Origin of the sequence: Burkholderia sp. HAN2018 (assembly GCF_024704855.1) — a bacterium.
GTDB classification, from domain to species: Bacteria; Pseudomonadota; Gammaproteobacteria; order Burkholderiales; family Burkholderiaceae; genus Burkholderia; species Burkholderia cepacia.
In genome coordinates this window covers 1-24,365 of the sequence record NZ_QOBB01000198.1, presented here as the reverse complement: position 1 = coordinate 24,365, position 24,365 = coordinate 1, and the positions used below count along the sequence as shown (strand labels likewise).

Sequence of the window (24,365 nt, the reverse complement as noted above, 5' to 3'; positions counted from 1 at the left end):
TCACCGGCTCGTCCCGGCTCTCGACCTCGCGCAAGATCCGGATGATCTGCTCGTCGGTAAATCGCTTCTTCATCGAGTTCTCCTTGCCTCTAGGATAAAAGAGAACTCACTTGCCAGATGGCTACAAGAAACGTCTCAGGTCAAAATCACGTTATCGATGCCCACCGCTCAGGCTGAGCAAAACATTACGCTAGCAGTATTAGTGAACATTGCTAGCACTCCTTTGGGCGCGGCTAGCATTGATTGTGAACTTCTACAGCAACATACTAGCTAGCGCGCCTGTGAACACTGCTAGCGCTAATTGTGAGCGCCTATACAAACTTCCGCGGGCGCATCGTCGGCAGACTAACGGCAAGGCTGAACGCTTTATCCAGTCAGCTTCACTTGGTGCAAGCGGTCCCAAACCTCGACGCTTGCCAGCATTCACCCGGCATGAGCCTTCGGCCTATGGCCGAAGGCTCAGGAAAGTCCCGACACTGGCGCTCGGCACCTTCCAGGGGGATCCAGGCGGCTCAATTGCCGGGAGCGCGATTCACGGTGACCCGATCAGAGAGCCGGCTTTTCCCACAAATTGAGGGGCGTGCCGATCTTCCTTTCCCGCGCGTTGTTATAGAGCTCCGTCCCCCAGCTGATGTCGAAAACCGCCATCCCGCATGCTATGAAGATGACACGCTCCTTCGTGCTCTCCCGGCCCGGCTTGTCGCCATTCACGACATGACCGAGGCTGGTCGAGTCAGGCAGGGCGGGCAGCTTGCCTGCATCGATCAGACGGAAGAACGGGCCGCCAATGACGCTGCTGTAGTAGCTTTCCTTATTGCCCGATGCGATTGCGTCCTCGACATAGGCTTCCTGCAGCGGGGTATGGTCGTATACGACCCTGGCGCCAGTCAGGAACGACTCGTCGGTATTGAACGGGCCTGAGACGAGAATGGTCGCGCCCTCCTTGATCCATTCGTCCTTGAAATAAAGCGGCTTCAGACGCGACGCTGCCACGGTGATGACATCTGCATCACGGAAGCCTTTCTCGGCCTCATCGGTACCGGTGGCGGAAATCCCGTACGTTTGCTGAACCCAACCGGCGAACTCGTTCGCCTTGTCGAGGAAGACGTCGAAACAGACGACGTGCTGGATCGAGCCGAGCTGGGTCATGATCGCGGTGAAGCACGCCTTGTTGATCGGGCCGCAACCGATAACAGACATACTTCTCGCATCTTGGTTGGCTAGATACTTTGCCGCCACTCCCGGCACGGCTCCGGTTCGGGCCGCGCTCAACAAGTTCGCCGACATCAGCGCCAGCGGCGCGCCCGTGTCCTTGTCATTGAGCATCATGGTCAAGATCGAGCGCGGCAGGCCTTTCTCGGCATTGGCGTGATTCGATCCGTACCATTTGTTGCCGCACACGTCGAAGCGACCGCCCAGATAACCGGGCATTGCAGCAAAGCGGCGGTCCGGACCGGCAACCGGCATGTTCGGGAACTTCGTCTCTTTCGGGAAGACGATGTTCATTCCGTGGTTATTGTGATTGGCGCCACCCATCAGATAGTCGCCTCTGCCGAGGAGTCCGAATGTCTCCTCGCATACGGACACGCAGCGCGCGGCATCCAGCACGCCAACTGCGATCATGTCCGGCTCGGAAAGGTACAGAAAGTCGATTTTGGGATACATGGTGCAGACCTCGTCGAAAAAGGAAGATGTTGGGTGTCAAGCTTCGATCCCGACTCAGTGGTCAGAATCGGAGAAGTGGTGAAATGTCGTAGAGGCGGCAACCCGGGCTTCGCGCATTTGCCCGCAACAGAAAGTTGAGCTTTTCGATCCGCTCGCCGGAACGGGGGGCGCCATTCTTCTGGAGCGGAACTTCGAGGCCGACCGAAAAATCCATCACGACGTCATCCACGACACCACCGGAGCGGCCCGAGGGCACCGCGATCATTCCGTGTTGCAGCGCAAATCGATAGGCGTCCATCGCCTCCGTGATCGTTCCGACCTGGTTCGGCTTCAACACGAACCCGTCCACGGCACGAGTCTCGAAAGCCCGCTCAAGTAACGGGAGACTGGTGACCGTGAGATCGTCGCCCAGAATGATCGATCGTCGAATTTCTCGAACCGCCGTGCTGTAACCTTCCCAGTCGTTTTCATCGAGCAAATCCTCGATGAAGACCAAATTGAATTTCTCGGTCAGGAAGCGGGCATAGGCAATGAGTTCGGAGGTGGACACCCGTTTGCCTTTCAGCAGATACGTGCGGGTCTCCTTGTCGTACATCTCGCTTGACGCGCAATCGAGCGCAAACGCGATCCGGCCTGTATAGCCACAGGCATCGATGGCCTTTTGCATCAGCGTCAACACGACTTCCGGGTCATCCGAAGGGGCGGCGTAGCCATAGGAACTGGCGACTTGAGGTTTGTGGCCCAGATATTCGGTCAGTACATGGCCAAGCTTCTGAAACACGGCCACCGCCATTTCGATGGCAAAGTCGACACTGTCAGTGCCGTACGGCACGATCAGGAACTCGTTGAACGGCTGGGTGAGCCCATCGTATCGTCCGCCGTTGATCACGTTGAAGCATGGGACCGGCACGGTCATGATGTCGCGGCCGGCGATGTGAGCGTACAGCGGAATCGATCGGGCATTCGCCGCCGTACGGAATGCCGCGATGGATACCGAGTAAATCGTGTTTCCGCCGAGGCGGGATTTATTGGGTGTGCCATCGAGCGCGATCATTTTTTCGTCGATCGCTCGCTGATCAAACACGTTCATGCCGATCAGCGCCGGACCAATTACATCGACCACGTTGTCGACGGCCTTATGAACACTGAGCCCGTCGTAGGTCGCTGGATCGCCGTCCCTCAGGACGAACGATTCGTGCATCCCGACGGAAGTGCCGGTGGGTGCCGCACCTCGACCAACCGCACCGCTTTGGGTGCGCACCTCGACTTCGACTGCGGGCCGGCACTTGCAATCGATGATCTGAAGTGCCCGGACGGATGTGATCTTGTCTTCCATGTCACTTGCTCCCGTTCGGTTCAGGAACATAAAGGATGTTCAAGTCACACAGGTTGGTACCGGTGTTGCCGGTGAAAACGGCGGAGTCGATCGACTCGAGTGCTTCGAAGCAGCTGTGCTCGCGCAGTGCCTGATAGAGGTTGACTCCCTTTACGGCAGCCGCGGTGAAGCTGGTCGAGTCCGTCATGCCTCCCGCCACCGTCGCCGTGCCGTCCGTGCCTTCGCTGTCGATCGACAGCAGGCAGGCACCCGTGGTTTTGGCCGCCGCGATAGCGAAACTTGCGGCCATTTCCTGGCCAGGCCCGCCGTGCCCCTTGATCACGCTGTTATCGTCGATAAGCGTCGTCACCTCACCGGAGCTGAGAAGCACGCAAGGGGGCTTGATCGGGTTGCCGTACGTCTGGATTTCGCGCGCCATCGACGCGAAGAAGGTGCCGGCGTCGCGACTTTCTCCTTCAAGGAACGACGACACGATCATTGCGGGGATACCCATCTCCTCGCAGACTGCCTTGGCGTAAATGCAGGAGTCGGGCAGCGTGTTGAGCAGGAAGTAGGTATTGTCCGGAAAGGCCTTCGGGGTCTCCGCGTCGGGGCCTGCGTTCATCAGATAGTCGACAACGCTCTTGGGCAGGCGATCGGCCACGTTGCGATTGATGATCGTGGCGCGAGCGTCGTCCAGGGTCGTCATGTCGGGACCGATCGGCGTGCTTTTGTAGGCTGCGTAGGGCACTGAAATGTCGCCCGTGGCAGGCGATCCGACCGCGTCGCTGATGCCGAAGCCGATCAGTTCGGCACCCGTGCGCTGGATGCGCTGCGCCAACATCCCGCCGTTCAAGGCCGAGATGTGCCGGCGCACGGCATTGATCTCGTAAATGCCTGCACCGGATTTCAGCAGCACGTCCGTGGTATCGATCTCGTCCTGCAGGCTGATGCCTTCGATCGGACAGGACATGAGCGCCGAACTTCCGCCGCTGATCACCGCGATGAACAAGTCGTCTGGTCCGGCCTGATCGACGAGTTCGATGATTTGCTTCGATGCCCGATGGCCTTCTTCGTTCGGGAGGGGATGGCCGCCGACGAACACCTCGGTCTTGTTGAAACGGTCCGATTCTTCCCAGATTTTCACGATGGCGATACCGTGCGTCAGGCGATCACCCAACACATGGTCGACTGCCATTGCCATATGGTTGCAAGCCTTGCCGGCGCCGACCAGATAGACGTTTCGCTTGCGCGAAAGATCCCACGAGCGGGTTCCGATATGCAGTACGCTACCTTCCATGCGCATGATGCTGCGAATTCGCTGGTAGCTGTCGAGCCTGTCGAGTGTCCGGTCCGCGATCTCGAGTACGATCTGCCGTGACGAAACGACGCCATTCGAGAGGAGTGCTTCGTAATTTCGTATCTTTTTCATGCTGAAAATTGATCGGAGTTACCGCCGCATCGAAATCATGAACGACGTGTTGTCCGTCAATTTATGCAATCGAGCTGAACAGATACATGCACACTGCGGTGGATCGCTGGATAACTGTAGAGGCCTTGTTGCCTGCACAGTTGGATCCGCGCACGGCGTGGACGCTAGCTCATGCGCGTACCGACTCGAGCGGGTTCGAGAGATCACCGGTTCGTTGCGCGACGCCGATTCCCTGGCGGCTTGGTGACGAGACCGGGTCAGTGTGCAATGGCATGCGCCAGAAACGCATAAAGACGATCGAAGTTGCAGTGCGCAACATTGAATCGCAGCCAACTACTGGTTGGATTGGTGGCGTAGAAAAGATTGCCTGGCGCCAGAAGAATCTTGTGGTCGACAGCACGTACAGCGAGTTCGGCCGAATCGCAATTGATTCCCGCGGGCCGTGCCCATACGAACATTCCGGATCGAGGTTCGCAGAACACTTCAAAACCGATCGATTCAAGCCGGCGACAGGTCCGTTCCTGCGCGGTAGCGAGACGATCGCGCAATTGCTCGGCCTGCTTCCTGAAGTGTCCTTCGGACAGCACTGCATGTGCCAGTTGCTCCGTGATCGTCGGCGTCGACATTCCGGACACCAGCTTCTGGTAAAGCAAACCCTCGAGAAGCGCGGGCTCCGCGGCCACGAATCCCACGCGCAGGCCGGCACCGATGGTCTTTGAAAAGCTGCCGACATAGACCACTCGTTTCAATTGATCCATGGACGCGAGCGCGACTGAATTTCCGGACACCAGACCGGCAGAGACGTCGTCCTCGACGATGATGCAGTCGTAGCGCTCGGCAAGCTTCAGGACCTTGAATGCCGATGCCGAGCTGTAGCTCGCACCGGTCGGATTATGCAACCGCGTATTGGTGAAGAACACTTTGGGGCGATGAGTCTCGAACGCCTGCTCCATCGAAACGACGTCCGGACCGGTGGGTGTCATCGGAATCCCGACTGCCTTGATCCTGCGCAATCGCAATGCAACGAGCAGATCGCTGTAGCAGGGCTCGTCTACCAGCACGGTATCGCCCTCGCGCGTAAGGTGACGAATGGCGAGATCCAGCGCCTGGTTTGCGCCCAGCGTAGTGACGATGCCCGTGGAACTTGCCTCGATCTCGTGTTCCGCAAGTTGCCGCACGATTTGCTCACGCAACTGCTCATACCCCTTTGCGTGCCCGTACCCCAATAGCGATCGCGGCTGCGCCGCTACCTGTCTTAGCGCCCGCCCAAGGCCGTCTGCGTCGAACCATGCCTCTGGAATCCATCCCGAGCCCGCGTGAATCGTGCCTTCCGTTCCCTCCAGAACGTTACGCAGCGACCATCCGTTCGTGAATTCCTCGTTGAGTTTCTCGATGGTCTGAGGTATCTCGCTACGGCTTCGATCCGCGACATAAAAGCCGGATCCACGCCGTGCCATCAAGACGCCTTGCGCCACCAAGCGATCGTATGCTTCGACGACCGTAAATGTCGACACGCCATGTGCCTCGGCGAATACGCGGATGCTCGGGACCTTGGCCCCGGACCGCCAGGTTCTTTCGTTCACCGTTGCCGTCAGCCCGGCCACGATCTGTTGAACCAGGGACGATTCCCCCTGGGGATCGAGCGTCAGTATCGGTTTCATCGCCGCACCTATCACATCAAAAATACCGGCCCATATAACCGTGCAGGCGACGAACCCAATACAGTTAGTCACCCTCGTTTTAAAGTGTACATGTATCCGTGCAGGTTTGATTCACTACATTGAAGGGGAATCGCATACGCATACTTGCACTGGACGACCCCATGGCACACGCCACCGATTTTTTTCCTGGATCGAAGACCAATGAGCTCGCGAATGCTCGCGATGATCTGGCCGCGGCATTTCGCATCGCCGCGCGCCTCGGCTTCCACGAGGGAACATGCAACCATTTCAGTCTCTTGCTCCCGGGCAGTCGGGAAACGTATCTGATCAATCCGTTCGGACTCAGCTTCGAAGAGATCCGACCGGCTGATTTGCTGCTCGTCGATTCCGCCGGCTCGGTAATCGACGGAGTCGGACGAGTCGAGAAAACCGCGCTCAACATCCATTCCCGAGTTCATCGCGCCTCGCCTGATGCCGCATGCGTACTTCATACGCACATGCCTTATGCCACGGCACTGACGACGCTCGACGGCTTTCGCCTCGAAATGTGCCATCAGAACAGCCTTCGCTTTTTCGATCGCATTGCCTACGACCGTGATCATTCGGGATACGGAGGACTTGCACTCAGCGAACAGGAAGGAGACCGGATTGCCGCCGCGTTGTCTTCCAGGCGTGTCCTGATGCTCGAGCACCACGGCGTGATAGTCACGGGCCCTTCGATTGCCGCGGCACTCGACGATCTCTACTACCTCGAACGAGCCGCCCAGGTCCAAATCCTCGCGATGTCGAGCGGGCGTCCGCTGAAACGCGTGAGCGACGAACTGGCTCGCCGGACTTCTCGTGAATTCGCCCGTGATCGAGATGAATATGCACTACTTCATTTTCGTTCGCTCAAGCGGCTTCTGGAATCTGCAGAACCGCACTGGCGGGACTGACTATCCCACGTCAAGCGCAATCGGCCATCTAGTGCCAGCGCTCCTGACGCTGCAACCATGTCGACTACCCAATTTGCCCACGCCACGGAGGTTTCACATGAAGTACTGTCACAAACTCACCATCGCCACCCTGTTGCTCGGGGGAATCAGCCCCGCATTGATTTCTGCCGCGCATGCGGATCAGACTGTCAGGATCGGTGTTGCGGGCCCGTTGACGGGCGGCCAATCGAATTTCGGCAAGGACGATGAGCGAGGCGTGCGGCTGGCGATTGAAGAGCTGAATCGGACGCCGATCGTCGTCGACGGTCAATCCATCAAGTTCGAAATGCTGTCCGAGGACGATGCTGCAGATCCCAAAACGGGCGTCTCTGTCGCTCAGAAGCTCGTCGATTCGGGTGTGAAGGCGGTCATCGGCCACTACAACTCCGGCGTGACCATTCCCGCGTCCCGCATCTACAACAATGCGCGTGTTCCGATGATTACCGGCGCCGCTTCAAATCCGGCGATCACGCAGCAGAGCTTCCCGTATGTCTTCCGGCTTGCGGCCAATGACAACGTGATGGGCGCACGCATGGCCGAATATGCGGCAAAGGTATTGCATGCAAAACGCGTGGCGGTGATCGACGATCGCACGGCATACGGATCAGGCGTAGCTGACGTGTTTGCCGCGACGGCGAAGAAGAACGGTATCGACGTCGTCGCCAGGGAATATTCCAACGACAAGGCAACGGACTTCAACGCGATTCTGACGCACATCAAGGCTCAACGCCCGGACGCGATCTTCTACGGCGGGTACTACGCGCAGGCAGCCGCCATCGGGCGACAGTCCAAGCAGTTGGGTCTTGCGGTTCCGGTGCTAGGCGGGGACGGGATCTGCTCGGTCGATATGCCGAAGCTGGCTGCCGGAACGCTGAATGGGCGGGGGTATTGCGCCGAAGGCGGCGCACCGCTCGCGACGTTGCCCGGTGGTCGGGAATTCGCGGCGCGGTATGAAAAGCAATTCGGTGTGAAGAACGATGTTTACTCGCCGGCATTCTATTCGGCCACGATGGTGGTCGCGCAGGCAATGAAGGCGGCGAATTCGACGGACCCCGAAAAGTTCGTTCCGATGCTCAAGCAAATCCAGTTCTCGACGCTGGTCGGAAAGGTCGCGTTCGACAAGAACGGTGAATGGATTGATGCGCCGGTGACCGTGTACAAAGTGTCGGGCGATAACCTTAGTCCGACGCAGTGATACTTCGAGCGAGAACGACGAGTAATCGGCGTTCTCGCATGCCGATCCAATAGTAATCAACTCTTGGGAGTGACATGGACATTTTTGTCCAACAAATTCTGAACGGGCTGGTGCTCGGCAGTGTGTACGCCATCATCGCGTTGGGTTACACGATGGTGTACGGCATTCTCGGCATCATCAACTTCGCGCACGGCGACGTGCTGATGATCGGCGCGATGGTCGCGCTGTCGGCCATCACCGTGCTGCAGAACCATTTTCCCGGACTCGGCAACGTCGCGACGCTGACGATCGGCCTGGGCATCGCCGCGGTCGTCTGCGCGTTCGTCGGCTTCACGATCGAGCGCGTCGCGTACCGGCCGCTGCGCCGCGCGCCGCGCCTCGCGCCGCTGATCACCGCGATCGGCGTGTCGATCCTGCTGCAGACGGCGGCGATGATCATCTGGTCGCGCAACCCGCTGCCGTTCCCGCAATTGCTGCCGACCGATCCGATCAACGTGATCAAGGCCACCGACACGACGCCGGGCGCCGTGATCTCCGTGACTGAAATCGTGATCATCGCGGTCGCGTTCATCGTGATGGGCGGCCTGCTGCTGCTCGTGCACAAGACCAAGCTCGGCCGCGCGATGCGCGCGATCGCCGAAAGCCCGAATACGGCCAGCCTGATGGGCGTGAACCCGAACTTCGTGATCTCCGCGACGTTCATGATCGGCTCCGCGCTCGCCGCGCTGGCCGGCGTGATGATCGCCTCCGAATACGGCAACGTGCACTTCTACATGGGCTTCATCCCCGGCATGAAGGCGTTCACCGCCGCGGTGCTCGGCGGGATCGGCAACCTCGGCGGCGCGATGGTCGGCGGCGTGCTGCTCGGCCTGATCGAGCAGCTCGGGGCCGGCTACATCGGCAACCTCACGGGCGGCGTATTCGGCAGCAACTACCAGGACGTGTTCGCCTTCGTCGTGCTGATCATCGTGCTGGTGTTCCGTCCGTCGGGCCTGCTGGGCGAACGGGTCGCGGATCGCGCGTAACGGAAGGGAGCAAACAACATGACATCCATTCAACCGATCGAATCCTCGACGTCGCTCGTCGAAGAGCGCAACACCGCCAAGACCATCGTCATCGGCCTGCTGACCGCCGTCCTCGTGATCGCGGCGCCGATCGTGATCGGCTCGGCCGGCGGCAACTACTGGGTCCGCGTGCTCGACTTCGCGATGCTTTACGTGATGCTCGCGCTGGGTCTTAACGTGGTGGTCGGCTTCGCCGGCCTGCTCGACCTCGGCTACATCGCGTTCTACGCGGTGGGCGCGTACACGGCGGCGCTGCTGAGCTCGCCTCACCTGACCTCGCAGTTCGAGTGGATCGCGGCGCTCGCGCCGAACGGCCTGCACATCCCGTTCCTGATCATCGTGCCGATCGCGATGGCGCTGGCGGCGACCTTCGGGATCCTGCTCGGCGCGCCGACGCTGCGCCTGCGCGGCGACTACCTGGCGATCGTCACGCTCGGCTTCGGTGAAATCGTCCGGATCTTCATGAACAACCTCGACCGTCCGGTGAACATCACCAACGGCCCGAAGGGGATCACGGGCATCGATCCGGTGCACATCGGCGGCTTCAACCTGTCGCAGACGCACTCGATCTTCGGCTTCCAGCTGCCGTCGGTCTACATGTACTACTACCTGTTCGTGCTCTGCGCGCTGCTGGTGATCTGGGTCTGTACGCGCCTGCAGCACTCGCGTATCGGCCGTGCATGGGCCGCGATCCGCGAAGACGAAATCGCCGCGAAGGCAATGGGCATCAACACCCGTAACGTGAAGCTGCTCGCCTTCGCGATGGGTGCGTCGTTCGGCGGCCTCTCGGGCGCGATGTTCGGTGCGTTCCAGGGCTTCGTGTCGCCCGAGTCGTTCACGTTCTGGGAATCGATCGTCGTGCTCGCCTGCGTGGTGCTCGGCGGCATGGGCCACATCCCCGGCGTGATCCTGGGCGCGGTGCTGCTCGCGATCTTCCCGGAATTCCTGCGTTCGACGATGAGCCCGCTGCAGCATGCGATCTTCGGTCACGACATCGTCGATACCGAAGTGATCCGTCAGGCGCTGTACGGCCTCGCGATGGTGATCATCATGCTGTATCGCTCGGAAGGCCTGTGGCCGGCGCCGAAGCATGAGGACAAGATCGCGAAACTGGCGAAGCGCAACAGCAAGAAGCCGGTGCGCGCTTAATCGACGGACACAGGGGATATACACATGAGCGACAAGCAAATCCGACTGTCCGTGCAAGGCGTGAACAAACGCTTCGGCGGCCTGCAGGCACTGTCAGACGTCGGCCTGCAGATCAAGGAAGGCGAGATCTACGGGCTGATCGGCCCGAACGGCGCCGGCAAGACGACGTTCTTCAACGTGATCACGGGCCTCTACACGCCGGATTCCGGCGACTTCAAGCTGGACGGCCAGAACTACACGCCGACGGCCGTGCACCAGGTGGCCAAGGCCGGCATCGCGCGCACATTCCAGAACATCCGCCTGTTCGGCGGGATGACGGCGCTCGAGAACGTGATGGTGGGCCGCCACGTGCGCACCAAGCACGGGCTGCTCGGCGCGGTGTTCCAGACGCCGGCCGAGCGCCAGGAAGAGCGCGAGATCAAGGAACGCGCGATCGAGCTGCTCGAGTACGTCGGCGTGCTGCAGTACGCGGACTACACGTCGCGCAACCTGTCGTACGGCCACCAGCGCCGTCTCGAGATCGCGCGCGCGCTGGCCACCGATCCGAAGCTGCTCGCGCTCGACGAGCCGGCGGCCGGGATGAACGCGACCGAGAAGGTCGAACTCACGCGCCTGCTCGACAAGATCCGCTCGGACGGCCGCACGATCCTGCTGATCGAGCACGACGTGAAGCTCGTGATGGGGCTGTGCAACCGGATGACGGTGCTCGATTACGGCAAGGTGATCGCCGAGGGTCTGCCGCAGGACGTGCAGAAGAATCCGAAGGTGATTGAGGCATATCTCGGCGCAGGGGTGCACTGATGGCAGCGGCAATGTTGAAAATCAAGGGCTTGCAGGTCAACTACGGCGGCATCCAGGCCGTCAAGGGCGTTGACATGGAAGTCCGTCAGGGCGAGCTCGTGACGCTGATCGGCGCGAACGGCGCGGGCAAGACCACGACGATGAAGGCGATCACGGGCCTGAAGCCGTACTCGGCGGGCGACATCGAGTACGACGGCAAGTCGATCAAGGGCATTCCGCCGCACGAGCTGCTCAAGCGCGGCCTCGCGATGGTGCCGGAAGGCCGCGGGATCTTCGCGCGGATGTCGATCATCGAGAACATGCAGATGGGCGCGTACCTGCGCAACGACACCGAGCAGATCAAGAAGGACGTCGACCGGATGTTCGGCTTCTTCCCGCGGTTGAAGGAGCGTGCGTCACAGCTCGCGGGCACGCTGTCGGGCGGCGAGCAGCAGATGCTGGCGATGTCGCGCGCGATCCTGAGCAAGCCGAAGCTGCTGCTGCTCGACGAGCCGTCGATGGGTCTGTCGCCGATCATGGTCGAGAAGATCTTCGAAGTGGTGCGCGAGATATCGAAGGAGGGCATCACGGTGCTGCTCGTCGAGCAGAACGCGCGCCTCGCGCTGCAGGCGGCCGACCGCGGCTACGTGATGGATTCGGGCACGGTCACGATGGAAGGCGACGCGAAGCAGATGCTCGACGATCCGAAGGTGCGCGCCGCGTATCTGGGTGAGTAACCTCGTGAACACGTGCGGCATGCCGACGATGCTGGTCGAAACGAGCAATGCAAGGAGTGATATCACATGACTTGACTCTCACGCCTTCGTGTCCTGAAAGTCCGGACATTCGCATCGACCGAACCGACTGATTGCGATCGGATGTGTCGAGGCCAGTACCGGGACCAATCATGCAGATGATCCAGCCGCATGAGTCGGCAGAATGCGTTTGTGCTGGAGCGCACTGAGCTTGAGGCCATCGTTGGAAGTTGGAGCGCGTTGCAAGCAAAGCATCCACGACCTTTGGCATCGGGAGCAAGAGGATCCGACCTGAGCGCCCTTCAACGGCTCAAAGAGAGAAGTCTCAGTCGCCTTACCAAGTAGACCGGCACCATGCCGATCAAGTTTTTCAGCGGCCGGTCCGACAAGTGATCTTGGGAAACCAACGGGTTCTTGCCGGTGTCGGAAGCGGAGCAAGATGGGTGGTGGAGCGGGGCAGTCCTGGAGCGAGAGTCATCCTGATTTGCGTCGGGATTCAGCGTCGACGTTTCGGGTCACCGGATGCAAATCGTTACGTGTCGTTCTGGGATCAGGGTTTATGTGCCGGACCGCGATCAGTATGTCGATGATGAGAAGCGTGTGTGATGTACCCCGATCGGAACGCGTCGCTTCTTCCGGCAATATTGCATGCACTTGGGCAAGCCGTGATCGGGGTAACGGGACAATGGACTACCAGTCGAGCGTAGCAAAGAGTTCCGGTACTTCGTGCAGCGTCTGTAACGTCGCGTCTGGAGTGTAGTCCGGCAGCAATTTTCGACCCGTGCCTCGATCAATCCACACGCAACGAAATCCGATGTCTCGCGCCGCTGCATGGTCCAGATGCGGGCTGGCGCAAATGTGAACAACGTCGTCCTTCGATACATCAAGCTGTTCGTGCGCGTAATCGAACAGCCGACGTGCTGGTTTGTATGCCCCGGCCTGTTGTGCAGTAATGACCCTGTCGATATAGCCGCCAAGTTGTGCTACGTTGCCTGCAATAATGTCGTCGTCCGTATTCGAGACAATACACAGACGGTATCCCATTGCTTTCAACTTCCCTAGCGTGCCGACGACCTCGGGAAACGGTGGCATCGCCGCAATCCTCGAAGTCAGCACTGCGGCGTCGCTTTCGCTCCCGGCAAGCCCGAATTCCTCCAGCGCAAGTCGAAGGCCCTGGCCGGAAACCTGACGGAAGGTGCGGTGGGGCGATTGCTGCTCGAGCTCATGTTCATACCGGTCGTAGACCTCGATGAATCTGGATGCGTCGACCTCCGTTGCCTGCCGTTTTCCAAGAATCTCGCGTACCGCTGCCAGCAAACCTTCGTCCCATTGAATGAGCGTGCCGTAGCAGTCGAATGTCAGCCATTGTGGCCGACTCGTATCTTTCAGTGACATCATTGTTCCTGTTTGGCTAGAAGACATTCGCATCATAGGCAGAAGGTCTCATATTTAGAAATTAGATAATAAAATCATTGATATTTAAATTTCAAATGACTGACCATGTTTGATCTCGAGCTACTGAAGACGCTGATTTGCGTCGTTGATGAAGGCAGCTTCACTCGTGCAGGCGAACGTGTTCATCGCACGCAGTCGACTGTTAGCCAGCAGGTGCGAAAGCTGGAAGAGTCGGTAGGTCGCCCGCTGCTGCTCAGGGACCGTTCGGGGAATCATGTCGTTGCCACCGAACACGGTGTCTTGCTCGCGCAGTACGCGCGGAGGCTGCTGGCGTTGTCGCAGGAAGCCCGCGAGGTGCTCCAGCGCGACGTCAAGCTTTCGCCGGTTCGAATCGGGGTCCCGGAGGACTTCGATGCGCGGCGCATGTCGGCAATACTCTCGGGTTTTCTGAAGGTCCGACCGGATGTGAGGCTTGAAACGTCGGCGGGTATGAGCGCGGATTTGCAAGGCAAGCTTGCCGCGAGGGAAATAGACCTCGCACTCGTCAAGCGGGAACCCGGCAGAGGCGACTGCTTCGCGGCTTGGCCAGAGTCGCTTGCTTGGGTGCGGGGGCGGGATGCTGATCCCCCGAAGCCGGATTCGGATGAGCCGATCGCGCTTGCGCTTTTTCCCCACGGATGTATTTACCGTCAGCGGGCGATCCGCAGTCTCGACAAGGCGCAGCGTGCCTGGCGCATAGCGTTTGGCAGCCAAAGCCTTACTGCGATTCAGGCAGCGGTCGCCGCAGGTCTGGCTATCTCGGTGCTACCGAAGTCTGCGATCTTGCCGGAGCATCGAGTCTGCACCGATTTGCCTCCATTGCCACCGTCAGAGCTTGCGCTAGTCGGCACCGGCGATATTCTTGACAACGCACAGCGAGATATGGTCGATTTTTTGATCAAGCAAATCAAACGCGCGTAACCGCCCGAATACGAAAAGCCTTAAGACATGCCGGCTTCAGGCTGATTTCAACGTGCTTCGAATCGTTGCATGAAGCCGCTACGCCACTTGCATTCATTGGTGTCGTTCAACCGTGGCAATCAGTGAGCCGTTCGAATTTCCCGAACCCGTGCTGAGCGCTGAGAGTCCATCAACCATCATTCTGCTTTCATTTGGATGAATCGGGGGTAGACGCGACAAGCATGTCGATCAGGGCCCGTGATGCCGCAGACAAGCGACGATGAGGCGCATAAATCACAGAAAACGGCCGTGTGCGGCCACGGAGGTGGGGCAGCAGTTCGACGAGAGTTCCGGCCTGAATCCGGTCCCGAACAATAAAATCATAGGTCTGGCAGATGCCGGCGCCGCTCTGCGCCATTGAAACGACACCCAGCACATCGTCGGAGACCGCGATGTTCGAAGGCGGCAGCCAGTCGATGTCCTGACCGCCGTCCTGGAACACCCACGGTGCGATACGACCGCTGCTGGGCAGCATGAAAGGCAAGCAAAGCTGGTGCTCCAGATCGGCCACGTTTTCCGGAATGCCAGCATTGGCGATGTAATCGGGCGACGCTACCAGGCATAACGCTGCATCTTCAAGCTTGCGCGCGACCAGTCCACTGTCGGGCAATGCGCCTAGCCGGATCGCCAGATCGAAACCTTCGGCCACCAGATCGACGTTCCGGTTCGCGATATTCAACTCCACGCGAACCTGCGGGTGTTGCTGCGTGAACTGCCGAAGCAGCGGTGGCAGACGATAGTGTCCGTACGTCGTCGGTACGCTGAGCCGGACATGACCTGTCAGCGCGCCGTCCTGCCCCTGAATGGCGCGCTCGGCATCGTCGATCAACAAGAACGCTGCGCGCGATTGTTCCAGATAGAGCCTGCCTTGCTCCGTCAGGCTCAACCGTCGGGTCGAACGACGCAGCAACTGCACACCCAGCCGAGTCTCCAGGCGCGTGATAGCTCGGCTCAGAACCGAAGGTGTGCTGCCTAAGGCCACCGCGCCGGCGGTCATCGAGCCTTTTTCAATTACCGTGACAAACGCTTCCACATCACCGAGATGGTCGAATCTTCGCCCCATCTTGTCCTCCGGAGAACAGAAGATTTACTTCTGACTCAGTTTATCTCCTCCATTGAGCCAAATAAAGTGGGCGCATTGTGATCCGTCGTCGGGTCACCCACTGAAATCGAGGAGCGAACCATGAATAGTGAACATCGCGACCGGCAGGACTTGTCCGTGCTGTTCGTACTCACGAGCCACGCGACGAAAGGCTCGACCGGCGAGCCGACCGGGTTTTATCTCGGCGAAGTGACGCATCCGCTTGCCGAACTCGACGCGGCCGGCATCCCGGTCGAATTCGCGTCGATTCTGGGCGGCGAGCCGCCCGTCGACGGGCTTGACCTGACGGACGAAGTCAACGCGCGCTATTGGAACGACAGTGCTTTCCGCGACGCGCTGCGCCACACGCAGAGACTGGGCGATGTCGACGCGTCGAAATATGCGGCTGTCTTCTTTGCAGGCGGTCACGGTGCGATGTGGGATTTTCCGGGCAATCCCGACGTGCAAAAGGTGACTCGCGCGGTCTATGAGGCAGGCGGTGTGATCGGCGCGGTATGTCATGGCCCCGCCGCGCTGGTGGATGTGACCCTCGGCGACGGAACGTACCTGGTCGCCGGCAAGAACCTCAGCGCATTCACGGATGAAGAGGAGCGCGCGGTTCAACTCGATCGCGTCGTGCCTTTCCTGCTCGCGAGCACGTTGACACAGCGCGGCGCGCATCACCAACCCGTACCGAATTGGACGGCGAAGGTCGTCGTCGACGGACGTCTCGTGACCGGCCAGAACCCGCAGTCGGCTTCCGGCGTTGGCGCGGCGATCCGTTATCTGTTGCTGAATCACTCAGGGCAGGCCTGAAATTCCCCATGGAGAACGCTATGCATTCGATGCGCAAGCTCGCCGTTGCCGCCATGCTCGGCATTGCAGCGTACAGCGCTCACGCGGCCAACGTGCTCGTGGTGTTGTCGGATTCCGATCACCTCGATCTGAAGGACGGCAAGGTCTTCGCGACGGGCTTCTACCTGAACGAACTGATGCAGCCCGTGAAGGCCTTGCTTGATGCCGGCCACCAGGTGACCTTCGCCACGCCCGAGGGCAACGCGCCCACGATGGATGCGACGTCTGCCGACAAGATGTACTTCAACGGCGACGAAAAGGCGATGCGCGGTTACCAGGCTTTGCTCGACAAGCTGCAAGTCACGTCGCGCTCGCACTCTCCCGTGATCAGTCTGTCGCGGGTGGAGCAGATCGGTTACGAGCACTTCGATGCCGTCTATGTTCCCGGCGGCCACGCGCCGATGCAGGATCTTCTGACCAGCCCCGCGGTGGGCCGACTGCTGGCCGATTTTCACGCGCGCGGCAAGACCACGGCGCTCGTTTGTCATGGTCCGATTGCGTTGCTGTCGACCCTGCCCGATGCACAGGGCTTTGCACGAAAGCTCGCCTCGGGGAACGCGAGCGGCAGCTACCCGAAATGGATCTATTCCGGTTACCGCATGACGGTGATCAGCAACGCGGAAGAGGAGCAGGCAAAAGGACTGCTTGGCGGCGGAGTGATGAAGTTCTATCCGCAGACCGCGCTGCAGCAGGCCGGCGGCATCTATAGCAGCAACGAGGTGCCATTTACCGCGCACATGGTGACCGACCGCGAATTGATCACCGGTCAGAATCCGGCCTCCGCACTCGACGTCGCGGGCGAGATGCTGAAGCGGCTGAAGTAATGCCACGCAATGGACCGGCGTAGCCGGTCCTTCGACGAGCAAGGGAGAAGCAAACGGTGGATCTGCAACTTGAAGGTAAAACTGCCATCGTCACCGGCGCCACCGCTGGCATTGGTATGGCCATTGCACGAACGTTGGCCGGCGAAGGTGTGTCGGTCACGATCACCGGGCGTCAGCGTGACAAACTCGACACCGCCGTCGCCGAGATATCCGCTACCGCGCATCGCGGCAGCGTGCGCGGAATCGTCGCCGATGTGAGCGGCAAGCGAGGTGTCGCGGAACTGATCGAAGCGCAGCCGGATACGGATATTCTCGTGAATAACCTTGGCTACTACGAAGCCAGGGCCTTCGCCGAGATCACTGATGACGAATGGCTGCGAATGATCGATGTCAACGTCATGTCGGGCGTACGGCTGTCACGTCATTACTTTCCTCGCATGCTTGCGAAGAACTGGGGGCGTGTCATCTTCATGTCCAGCGAAGTCGGGGCGTTCACGCCGCCGGACATGGTGCACTACGGTGTCAGCAAATCGGCCCAGCTCGCGGTCTCGCGCGGAATGGCCGAACTGACGAAGGGTACGGGTGTGACCGTCAACAGCGTACTGCCGTCCGCTACGCGCTCCAAAGGCATCGTCGCGTATTTGCGGCAGACCGCGCCACGACCCGATATGACCGATGCGGAAATCGAATCCCACTTCTTCGACACGTATCGTCCGAGCTCACTGATCGCCCGCATGATCGAGGCCGACGAGATTGCCGCCATAGTGGCGTTGCTGGTCAGTCCTTTGGGTGCCGCATCCAACGGTGCTGCGGTGCGCGTCGAAGGCGGCACTTTTCGGTCGATTCTGTGAACAGGTGCCTCGATATGTCTGCCCACGTCATTGTCGCACTCGTAGAGGCGAAGCACGGTTGCGAAGCGGTGCTGGTTCAAGCCCAACAGGAACTCGTCGAGATGGCGCGCCACCAGCCCGGCTGTCTCAGTTACGAACTGCATGAATCGCTGGATCAGCCGGGGATGGTCGTCTTTTTTGAGCAATGGGCAGACCGCGCGTCGTGGGAGTACCACATGCGCAGCCCGCTGATGGACGCATTCCGCGCGACCGCCGGTCAATGGATCGAAACCTTCAAATTGCTGCATCTGCATCAAGTCGCATAACCGCATCTAACGAATTCACCATCCTTCATCATGTTCGAGCGCTTGAGTCGAGTTACGCCATTTGCTTTCGCAATTGCCTTCATCAGTTGCGCGACCGCAGCGACTGCGGTGGCCGATACCCGGCTTGAACGCTGGCGAAGCTACGCCGGAGTAAGTTGGGAGATTCCGAAAGACGGTGGGGATCCCGCGCCGTTCGCAGGCTCGGTCAATGCGCCGATTGCCGGGCTTCATTTCGACGCACGCGGTACCGCATATGTGAGTACCCCGCGGTTCGTCGCCGCGTCGACACCGGCGACGCTAAGCAGGCTGGATACTCGGGCAACTACCGGCCCGGCGCGACTGACGCCATTTCCGTCAATGGAAGGCAATTCCACAGCAACTGCTCCGAGCGAGCATTTGCGCAACGTGCTGGGCTTCTACGTCGATCGGAAAAACGACTGGCTCTGGGCACTTGACATGGGGTTCGTTGCCGGGGAATCGGAGGCACCTGCTGGAGCCCAGAAAATCGTGGTGTTCGATTTGAAATCCGGACGAATCGTGAAGCGCATCGCCCTCGACGGTGTGGCCGATCGTGCCGGCAGCTTCCTCAACGACATCGTCGTCGACGAACACAGGCGCATCGCGTATGTTTCCGACAGTGGCTCTCGCCGTTCACCGCATAACAAGGTCGGACTGATCGTCGCCGATTTTGCGTCAGGCACGGCGCGACGTGTGCTGGATGGGCATCCGTATTTGCAGGTCGAAGCTGGGGTAAAGGTCGTCTCCCATGGCGTTGAAGTATGGCCGGAAAAGCCGCTGCTGATAGGTATCAATGGTATCGCGCTGTCGCCGGACGGTGCGACGCTGTATTGGACCGTGACGACAGGAACACGCGCACGTTCGGTTTCGACCGCCGTTCTTAGGCTGCACGGTGCGACAGATGAGAAGATCGCCACGGAGATTCGTGATCTTGGTGCTGTCGGTGGCAACACGGACGGAATCGTGACGGATTCGCACGGTGTGCTCTACATTACCGATGTCACGCACAATGGCATCGTGAAGTACGAACCGGGCACGAAATCGATGTCGTTGATCGCATCCGACGATGGCGTGCATTGGCCGGACACTCCGGCTCTGCTTCCGACCGGCGATCTCGTCTTCACGTCGAGCGCGCTGAGTGACCATGTCGCAGGTCTGGTCCCAAACGGTCACGAGCGCTACGAGTTATGGCGGATATCGATCGGCGGCAAGTAATTGGGAGTCGGGGCTGCATCTGTATTGGGCGACAGCCGTTTTATGGCCAACCGAGAATAGAACGGCGTGTGCGCTTGCGGCATTGGCTCCTGGTGTGACGGCGAAGGGTGCTGAAAGCCATGTGCCTGAGCAACCTGAAATTGCGCGGTTAAATTCGGCGATCCGATACGAGTCCGTTTATGCCTTGTGTCGAAACCGTGGCTGTTTCAGATCATTCTCCGGCGCTCTGATTCATCGCCGCGAGAGGATGTTGATCATCGGCGAATAGACTGATCTCTTACGCCATCATTCCTTTAATTTTCCTGATCGTCTAGGATTTTTTCGATTTCACTGCAAAGAAAAATTACGAGAGGACGTTGTTCAAAGCTGACTGGATTCACTTTTGCAATTAAGGCAAGTTCGGTCCCCGGTAAATCGGGCAGCTTATCGGAGGACGACAGGATTCGATGGGAGGGCAAGACGGCAGATCTTGGCAATACGCCAACGGCCAAGCCGGCAGACACCGCGGCTTGAATTCCGGTCAAGCTGGGACTTTCGAAACCAACTCTCCATCGTATTCCTGCTTTTTTGAGAGCATATACCGCTCGTGCTCTGTAGATGCATCCTCGAGGAAAGACTGCCAATGGCAACACGTCGTACGGCGTGACAGTCTGCCGGTTTGTCACCCAGACGACGGACTCTGGCCACGACGCCACACACGCCCCCGTTCCGGGTTCCCGTTTTACCAAGGCGAGTTGAAGCTGATCAGCAGCAAGCTTCGCATGCAGATCAATACTCATGCCGCTTGCTATTTCAAGTCGAATGGACGGGTTTATACAGGCGAATCCGGAAAGAACTTGCGTAATCCGGTCGACCCGAAAATCTTCGGGTATTCCGATTCGAATTTGAATCAAATCCCGGTTGGCCGCAAGAGCATTTTTTGCTTCCTGGGCAAGTTCAATAAGGCGACGCGCGTAGGTCGCCAATATTTCACCCTGTTCCGTGACGACAACATTGTTACCACTTCTATCACGGACGAGCAACGTGTGTCCAAGTGATCTCTCGAGCCTCGATATTTGTTGACTTACTGTGGATTGCGTCTTGTGGATTCTCTCCGCGGTTCTCGTAAAGTTCCGCTCTTCGACGACGCACAGCAGGGTGTTCAATAGATCGAGGTCAATCATTATCGGGATGTGCTGAATCTCGGAATTAGAAACAGTAATTCATTTCCTTGATGATTGTCATTCGGTGGCGCGGAACAATAGTTTTGCTCGACGGATCAAGATTTCCGTCTTGCTTGGAGCGCCATCCATGGAATTGTCGCGAATCGCATGTGGTGGCTGGGAGTAAGGCGGTTTGGCATTTGATGAATAAAATGGGGGGTTTTGATCTTCACATATTCAAATAGTCGATCGTGATTGTATGTGGAATGGCTGAGCTAGTGTGCATGAGAGGCATATTATTATAATTAATAACACTTATCGAGATATTTAATTTCCTCGTAAAAATGAGGCGGGTTAGGCTGCGGGTTGTAAATTGGAGTCAAGAATGAGGTATGGTCGTGTGGGGTGGCGTCACGGCCCGGTGGTGCTTCCGAGGTAATTATTCGAATCGGACCCGCTGCACGGTATTCGATGCGGCTTTTTGCAAATATCGATTCGCTGTAATGGTGCGGTGTGCTGATGTATTGGTTGTTTTGTTGTGGGTGGTTATTTGAAACTTAGAAACTTTCAATGAATTTGGGGGTGTCGGATGAGGTGGCGCATTGCGTTGTTCATGGGAATTTCGTCGCTTGCGGTCAGTGCGTGTGGAGGGGATGACGGAGCTGTAGGTTCTCCTGCCAGTGTGCTGACGCAGCAGTCTGCATCCGGGCAGCAGTTCGAATCGAACTCCCTTTCGACCGCCGGGAAAAATTCCGTCGCGATCGATAAAGACTATTCCGTAAGAAAATCTGCATGGGTCAACTTGTCGAGTGGATCCATGGGGATTGCAATGCAAGAACTTGGCCGTTCTGCAACAATCCAGTCCAGCGATTCGGTGAATCCCGCAATTCAGAATCAATTTGACGGGGTGATTGTGAACGCAGATGAAGATTTCGGTCGCTATAAAGAGAAAGTATCCAGTGCGCTGAACGAAGGCTATCTGATAATCATCGATTCATCGGGGAGTGCCGATAGTCAACAGCGCGTTCTCGATCTTAGTATCGAACTGGCCCATGTCGGGCGCAAAGCAGCGGTTGCGTTGCTGTATAAGGGGGCGCCGGATGAGGGGGTAGGCGTACTCGCATTTGATGCCGCAGAGCGAGATGAGTTGGCCACGCTCTTGCCCAAACTCGGGCGACGTGGAAGCGATTCGTTGATTAAACAAAAAACGCAATGATTGCGGGGTGAATCGAATGAAAATTGAATCCTCTCGATATGCCGTTCTGGCAACATTGCTCGCGGCTTGCCTGGGCTTGCTTTCCCAAAATAGCCACGCTCTCGCTACCGGAACAACGAAGTGGGTGACGGACCCAACGATTTCCGCTGATCGAAATAATTCGTATATTTCGTACTATTCCAATCAAGGTGCCCAAGGAACGTATTGGGTGTGGAGGGTCCAAAAATATTATCCCGAATTTACGCTCAGTTGCAGTACGCCGTCGAATAGTGGATGCACAGCGAACAAGACAGAAGGCCGTAGCACGTCGATCACGAGGCAGTGGACGATCGGTATCGATTTATCCCCGACCTTCAAAAGCCAAGGCGGCGGCCTAAGTGCCTCCTATAGTCAGGCCGTGACGCAAGAACAGAGTTTCACCATCGGGCAAACAATCTATGTGCCATCCGGATCTACGGCGTATGCGATGATAATCGCGCTCGATAAGTACATTCCAGCGGCGGATTATAGAGGTGTTTGGAGGGCGACGGGAAAAAGGCAGAATCCGACGTGTACCCAGTGGGGTTGTGGACCTTATCGTTACGAAATGCGATGGGATAACGACTATACATTCTCAACATGGAAGGGCCATATGGTGACGTATCACCGTGCTTTCATGTGTGCGACAAGAGATACCGTCGCGCCCCGAGTCGGGGACGGCCCTCCGAAGGGTTGCTCGTTGCCACCGATACCGTATTGATTTGGACCAAGGCCCTGGCAGGCGCCGCCCCTTTTTCGTCGAGGGGCGGTCGGCCGTGCGGGGCCAGATTGTTTCGATGAGTGATGGGCCTGATTTGAGTGAAATCGTACCGTCGCGCAGAACGGCGAACCAGCAGTTGAAGTGACTAGCGGTGATCGACGAGTACGCGCGTGAATGCCCGCCGATGACGTAGAGCAAATTAATTCTGTCACTCCAGAATCCCCACGGTTCAAGGCATCTGGCACCTGAGTTGAATGATATGAACGCCCCCCACCATCGCTGCGTGTAGCGTCGGCGGTACATTCGTGCCATGCGGTCGCTACTGAATAGAAATCGGTAGATCATATTGGCCTACTCAGCCGGAGGATCCATCATGACGCATACGATCGTGGGTGTGGACATCGCAAAAAACGTAATGCAGGTGCACTGGGTGGACCCCGAAACCGGTGAGATCGTGAACAGACCTGTGAAACGAGCGGCGTTTCTCGAATATTTTGCGAATCGTAGTCCCTGTCTTATCGGGATGGAATCCTGCAGCGGATCCCAACACTGGGCGCGGCGATTGATCGAGATGGGCCACCGGGTGAAGCTGATGCCAGCGAAATTCGTCAAGGCATTCAACATCCGCAACAAAAACGATGCTGCCGATGCTCGAGCAATCTGGATGGCTACGCAGATGGACAGCAAGGAAGTTGCCGTGAAGACCGAGGCTCAACAGGCAGTGCTCGCGCTGCATCGCATGCGGCAGCAACTGGTGAAGTTCCGCACGATGCAGATCAACAGCCTGCGCGGATTGCTGACCGAGTATGGCGAGGTGATGGGTGTCGGTCGAGCTGCGTTGGACAAATCCGTCGTTGGGGTTTTGGAAAGATTGTCGGGACGCCTGCCAGCGATACTGATCGAAACGTTACGCGAGCAATGGAAAGGTCTGGATGACCTCGATCGGCAGATCGGCCAGATCGAGCGCCGTTTGCATGAGTGGATGAAAGACGACCCGTCTGCCAAAGCAATTGCAATGATCCCAGGCGTAGGCCTGCTTACCGCAACGGCGGCAGTGGCAACGATGGGACAGGCCAAAGCCTTCAAATCCGGCCGAGAGTTTGCTGCGTGGCTCGGTCTCGTCCCGGGACAGACGGGTTCCGGCGGCAAGATAGAGCTACAGGGAATCAGTAAGCGAGGTGATACCTATCTCAGGACTTTGCTCGTGCACGGCGCGCGCAGCATCATCTACCGCGTGAGAGAGCCAGGTCTATGGGTGACGCAGATGAAACAGCGGCGTCCGTTGAACGTCGTCATCGTCGCGATGGCCAACAAGCTTGCCCGAATAATCTGGGCAATGCTGGCACATCAGCGACCCTACCGGAAGGACTACGAAAGCGTTAAACCGGCCTGATTTCTCTGGTTTGTCTGAAAGTTGAGCTGAAGGGGTGGAACGTCAAAAGTTGCGGTGGCATTCGAGCGTGATGACAAGACAGGTAGGACCTGGGACTCACTAAGCCTGAAAAGTTGTCTGAGCCTGACCAGCTCGCGAGGTGAATGAGGCGTGAGTCTGCGGATTTCATAGGGGCCCGCAGCGAATCAGGCTGCAACTGACCTGCCCCCTTCAATAGAGCCAATGGGCTTCTAGCAAAGTTCCTTTAAACCAGCTCCTGGAAAGCGGCAGGAGTATCCGCGGTTGCCCGATGTTTCGCCGCAAACTCTGACGGCGCAAGGTAGTTCAGTGCGCTGTGCGGCC

The 24,365-nt window shown here is 58.4% G+C and carries 21 protein-coding genes; 14 read left to right on the top strand and 7 right to left on the bottom strand.

Going from position 1 to position 24,365, the window contains the following annotated elements; translation table 11 throughout:
- Positions 1-546: 546 nt before the first annotated feature.
- The 4 genes from DPV74_RS32360 to DPV74_RS32345 all read right to left on the bottom strand — a co-directional run bounded on the left by DPV74_RS32360 (position 547) and on the right by DPV74_RS32345 (position 6,073).
- On the bottom strand, positions 547-1,665 hold the full coding sequence (locus tag DPV74_RS32360; RefSeq protein ID WP_059620796.1) for a tyramine oxidase subunit B: 1,119 nt from the start codon (positions 1,663-1,665) through the stop codon (positions 547-549).
- 61 nt (positions 1,666-1,726) lie between these two features.
- On the bottom strand, positions 1,727-3,001 hold the full coding sequence (locus DPV74_RS32355; RefSeq protein ID WP_059620795.1) for an enolase C-terminal domain-like protein: 1,275 nt from the start codon (positions 2,999-3,001) through the stop codon (positions 1,727-1,729).
- Between the two features lies 1 nt (position 3,002).
- The gene (locus DPV74_RS32350) at positions 3,003-4,412 is read right to left on the bottom strand and encodes a glycerate kinase (RefSeq protein ID WP_059620794.1); all 1,410 of its coding nucleotides are present in this window, start codon (positions 4,410-4,412) and stop codon (positions 3,003-3,005) included.
- 257 nt (positions 4,413-4,669) lie between these two features.
- Positions 4,670-6,073 carry a PLP-dependent aminotransferase family protein gene (locus tag DPV74_RS32345; RefSeq protein WP_059620793.1) on the bottom strand — a complete coding sequence of 468 codons (1,404 nt, stop codon included), beginning with the start codon at positions 6,071-6,073 and terminating at the stop codon, positions 4,670-4,672.
- Between the two features lie 161 nt (positions 6,074-6,234).
- On the opposite strand from DPV74_RS32345, the gene DPV74_RS32340 reads away from it, so the two are divergent.
- The 6 genes from DPV74_RS32340 to DPV74_RS32315 all read left to right on the top strand — a co-directional run bounded on the left by DPV74_RS32340 (position 6,235) and on the right by DPV74_RS32315 (position 11,972).
- Positions 6,235-7,008 carry an aldolase gene (locus DPV74_RS32340; protein ID WP_081057197.1) on the top strand — a complete coding sequence of 258 codons (774 nt, stop codon included), beginning with the start codon at positions 6,235-6,237 and terminating at the stop codon, positions 7,006-7,008.
- A 97-nt stretch (positions 7,009-7,105) separates the two neighbouring features.
- Positions 7,106-8,242, top strand: coding sequence for a branched-chain amino acid ABC transporter substrate-binding protein (locus tag DPV74_RS32335; RefSeq protein ID WP_119338663.1), 1,137 nt, complete (start codon positions 7,106-7,108; stop codon positions 8,240-8,242).
- A gap of 74 nt (positions 8,243-8,316) precedes the next feature.
- A complete protein-coding gene (locus DPV74_RS32330) occupies positions 8,317-9,267 on the top strand; it encodes a branched-chain amino acid ABC transporter permease (RefSeq protein ID WP_021156797.1) in 951 nt (316 codons plus the stop codon).
- A gap of 18 nt (positions 9,268-9,285) precedes the next feature.
- Positions 9,286-10,455, top strand: coding sequence for an ABC transporter ATP-binding protein (locus tag DPV74_RS32325; RefSeq protein ID WP_119338662.1), 1,170 nt, complete (start codon positions 9,286-9,288; stop codon positions 10,453-10,455).
- A 24-nt stretch (positions 10,456-10,479) separates the two neighbouring features.
- Positions 10,480-11,256 (top strand): ABC transporter ATP-binding protein, encoded by a 777-nt coding sequence (locus DPV74_RS32320; protein ID WP_034178806.1) that lies wholly within the window; start codon positions 10,480-10,482, stop codon positions 11,254-11,256.
- Positions 11,256-11,972 carry an ABC transporter ATP-binding protein gene (locus DPV74_RS32315; protein ID WP_034186304.1) on the top strand — a complete coding sequence of 239 codons (717 nt, stop codon included), beginning with the start codon at positions 11,256-11,258 and terminating at the stop codon, positions 11,970-11,972. Before DPV74_RS32320 ends, DPV74_RS32315 begins: the two co-directional genes overlap by 1 nt.
- Positions 11,973-12,680: 708 nt before the next feature.
- On the opposite strand, the gene DPV74_RS32310 is transcribed toward DPV74_RS32315, so the two are convergent.
- On the bottom strand, positions 12,681-13,385 hold the full coding sequence (locus tag DPV74_RS32310) for a haloacid dehalogenase type II (protein WP_069707191.1): 705 nt from the start codon (positions 13,383-13,385) through the stop codon (positions 12,681-12,683).
- A gap of 105 nt (positions 13,386-13,490) precedes the next feature.
- Here DPV74_RS32310 and DPV74_RS32305 point away from each other — a divergent pair, with 105 nt between their 5' ends.
- Complete coding sequence (locus DPV74_RS32305) at positions 13,491-14,345, top strand: LysR substrate-binding domain-containing protein (protein ID WP_059619746.1); 855 nt, start codon at positions 13,491-13,493, stop codon at positions 14,343-14,345.
- A 187-nt stretch (positions 14,346-14,532) separates the two neighbouring features.
- Here the strand turns inward: DPV74_RS32305 and DPV74_RS32300 are convergent, their stop codons facing one another.
- The gene (locus tag DPV74_RS32300) at positions 14,533-15,447 is read right to left on the bottom strand and encodes a LysR family transcriptional regulator (RefSeq protein ID WP_059619748.1); all 915 of its coding nucleotides are present in this window, start codon (positions 15,445-15,447) and stop codon (positions 14,533-14,535) included.
- A 120-nt stretch (positions 15,448-15,567) separates the two neighbouring features.
- On the opposite strand from DPV74_RS32300, the gene DPV74_RS32295 reads away from it, so the two are divergent.
- From DPV74_RS32295 to DPV74_RS32275, 5 genes are read left to right on the top strand one after another with little or no spacing between them, the layout of a single operon-like run.
- A complete protein-coding gene (locus DPV74_RS32295; RefSeq protein WP_091925883.1) occupies positions 15,568-16,281 on the top strand; it encodes a type 1 glutamine amidotransferase domain-containing protein in 714 nt (237 codons plus the stop codon).
- A gap of 29 nt (positions 16,282-16,310) precedes the next feature.
- On the top strand, positions 16,311-17,144 hold the full coding sequence (locus tag DPV74_RS32290) for a type 1 glutamine amidotransferase domain-containing protein (protein ID WP_240440045.1): 834 nt from the start codon (positions 16,311-16,313) through the stop codon (positions 17,142-17,144).
- Between the two features lie 56 nt (positions 17,145-17,200).
- The gene (locus DPV74_RS32285; protein ID WP_059619754.1) at positions 17,201-17,995 is read left to right on the top strand and encodes an SDR family NAD(P)-dependent oxidoreductase; all 795 of its coding nucleotides are present in this window, start codon (positions 17,201-17,203) and stop codon (positions 17,993-17,995) included.
- A 14-nt stretch (positions 17,996-18,009) separates the two neighbouring features.
- Complete coding sequence (locus DPV74_RS32280; RefSeq protein WP_059619756.1) at positions 18,010-18,300, top strand: putative quinol monooxygenase; 291 nt, start codon at positions 18,010-18,012, stop codon at positions 18,298-18,300.
- A 30-nt stretch (positions 18,301-18,330) separates the two neighbouring features.
- The gene (locus DPV74_RS32275; RefSeq protein WP_119338661.1) at positions 18,331-19,533 is read left to right on the top strand and encodes an L-dopachrome tautomerase-related protein; all 1,203 of its coding nucleotides are present in this window, start codon (positions 18,331-18,333) and stop codon (positions 19,531-19,533) included.
- A 293-nt stretch (positions 19,534-19,826) separates the two neighbouring features.
- On the opposite strand, the gene DPV74_RS32270 is transcribed toward DPV74_RS32275, so the two are convergent.
- Complete coding sequence (locus DPV74_RS32270) at positions 19,827-20,696, bottom strand: LysR family transcriptional regulator (protein WP_119338660.1); 870 nt, start codon at positions 20,694-20,696, stop codon at positions 19,827-19,829.
- A gap of 592 nt (positions 20,697-21,288) precedes the next feature.
- Between DPV74_RS32270 and DPV74_RS32265 the strand changes: the two genes are divergently transcribed.
- Positions 21,289-21,891, top strand: coding sequence for a hypothetical protein (locus DPV74_RS32265; protein ID WP_124469844.1), 603 nt, complete (start codon positions 21,289-21,291; stop codon positions 21,889-21,891).
- A 1,112-nt stretch (positions 21,892-23,003) separates the two neighbouring features.
- The gene (locus DPV74_RS32260; protein ID WP_059623654.1) at positions 23,004-24,023 is read left to right on the top strand and encodes an IS110 family transposase; all 1,020 of its coding nucleotides are present in this window, start codon (positions 23,004-23,006) and stop codon (positions 24,021-24,023) included.
- Positions 24,024-24,365 lie beyond the last annotated feature (342 nt).

What these genes read in the sequence shown, in the direction of transcription:
- DPV74_RS32335 (WP_119338663.1), top strand. Translation starts at nt 7,106, where the DNA reads ATGAAGTACTGTCACAAACTCACCATCGCCACCCTGTTGCTCGGGGGA.
- DPV74_RS32290 (WP_240440045.1), top strand. Translation starts at nt 16,311, where the DNA reads ATGCGCAAGCTCGCCGTTGCCGCCATGCTCGGCATTGCAGCGTACAGC.
- DPV74_RS32325 (WP_119338662.1), top strand. Translation starts at nt 9,286, where the DNA reads ATGACATCCATTCAACCGATCGAATCCTCGACGTCGCTCGTCGAAGAG.
- DPV74_RS32350 (WP_059620794.1), bottom strand. Translation starts at nt 4,412, where the DNA reads ATGAAAAAGATACGAAATTACGAAGCACTCCTCTCGAATGGCGTCGTT.
- DPV74_RS32345 (WP_059620793.1), bottom strand. Translation starts at nt 6,073, where the DNA reads ATGAAACCGATACTGACGCTCGATCCCCAGGGGGAATCGTCCCTGGTT.
- DPV74_RS32315 (WP_034186304.1), top strand. Translation starts at nt 11,256, where the DNA reads ATGGCAGCGGCAATGTTGAAAATCAAGGGCTTGCAGGTCAACTACGGC.
- DPV74_RS32260 (WP_059623654.1), top strand. Translation starts at nt 23,004, where the DNA reads ATGACGCATACGATCGTGGGTGTGGACATCGCAAAAAACGTAATGCAG.
- DPV74_RS32355 (WP_059620795.1), bottom strand. Translation starts at nt 3,001, where the DNA reads ATGGAAGACAAGATCACATCCGTCCGGGCACTTCAGATCATCGATTGC.
- DPV74_RS32265 (WP_124469844.1), top strand. Translation starts at nt 21,289, where the DNA reads ATGGGAATTTCGTCGCTTGCGGTCAGTGCGTGTGGAGGGGATGACGGA.
- DPV74_RS32330 (WP_021156797.1), top strand. Translation starts at nt 8,317, where the DNA reads ATGGACATTTTTGTCCAACAAATTCTGAACGGGCTGGTGCTCGGCAGT.
- DPV74_RS32275 (WP_119338661.1), top strand. Translation starts at nt 18,331, where the DNA reads ATGTTCGAGCGCTTGAGTCGAGTTACGCCATTTGCTTTCGCAATTGCC.
- DPV74_RS32320 (WP_034178806.1), top strand. Translation starts at nt 10,480, where the DNA reads ATGAGCGACAAGCAAATCCGACTGTCCGTGCAAGGCGTGAACAAACGC.
- DPV74_RS32310 (WP_069707191.1), bottom strand. Translation starts at nt 13,385, where the DNA reads ATGTCACTGAAAGATACGAGTCGGCCACAATGGCTGACATTCGACTGC.
- DPV74_RS32295 (WP_091925883.1), top strand. Translation starts at nt 15,568, where the DNA reads ATGAATAGTGAACATCGCGACCGGCAGGACTTGTCCGTGCTGTTCGTA.
- DPV74_RS32340 (WP_081057197.1), top strand. Translation starts at nt 6,235, where the DNA reads ATGGCACACGCCACCGATTTTTTTCCTGGATCGAAGACCAATGAGCTC.
- DPV74_RS32280 (WP_059619756.1), top strand. Translation starts at nt 18,010, where the DNA reads ATGTCTGCCCACGTCATTGTCGCACTCGTAGAGGCGAAGCACGGTTGC.
- DPV74_RS32305 (WP_059619746.1), top strand. Translation starts at nt 13,491, where the DNA reads ATGTTTGATCTCGAGCTACTGAAGACGCTGATTTGCGTCGTTGATGAA.
- DPV74_RS32270 (WP_119338660.1), bottom strand. Translation starts at nt 20,696, where the DNA reads ATGATTGACCTCGATCTATTGAACACCCTGCTGTGCGTCGTCGAAGAG.
- DPV74_RS32360 (WP_059620796.1), bottom strand. Translation starts at nt 1,665, where the DNA reads ATGTATCCCAAAATCGACTTTCTGTACCTTTCCGAGCCGGACATGATC.
- DPV74_RS32300 (WP_059619748.1), bottom strand. Translation starts at nt 15,447, where the DNA reads ATGGGGCGAAGATTCGACCATCTCGGTGATGTGGAAGCGTTTGTCACG.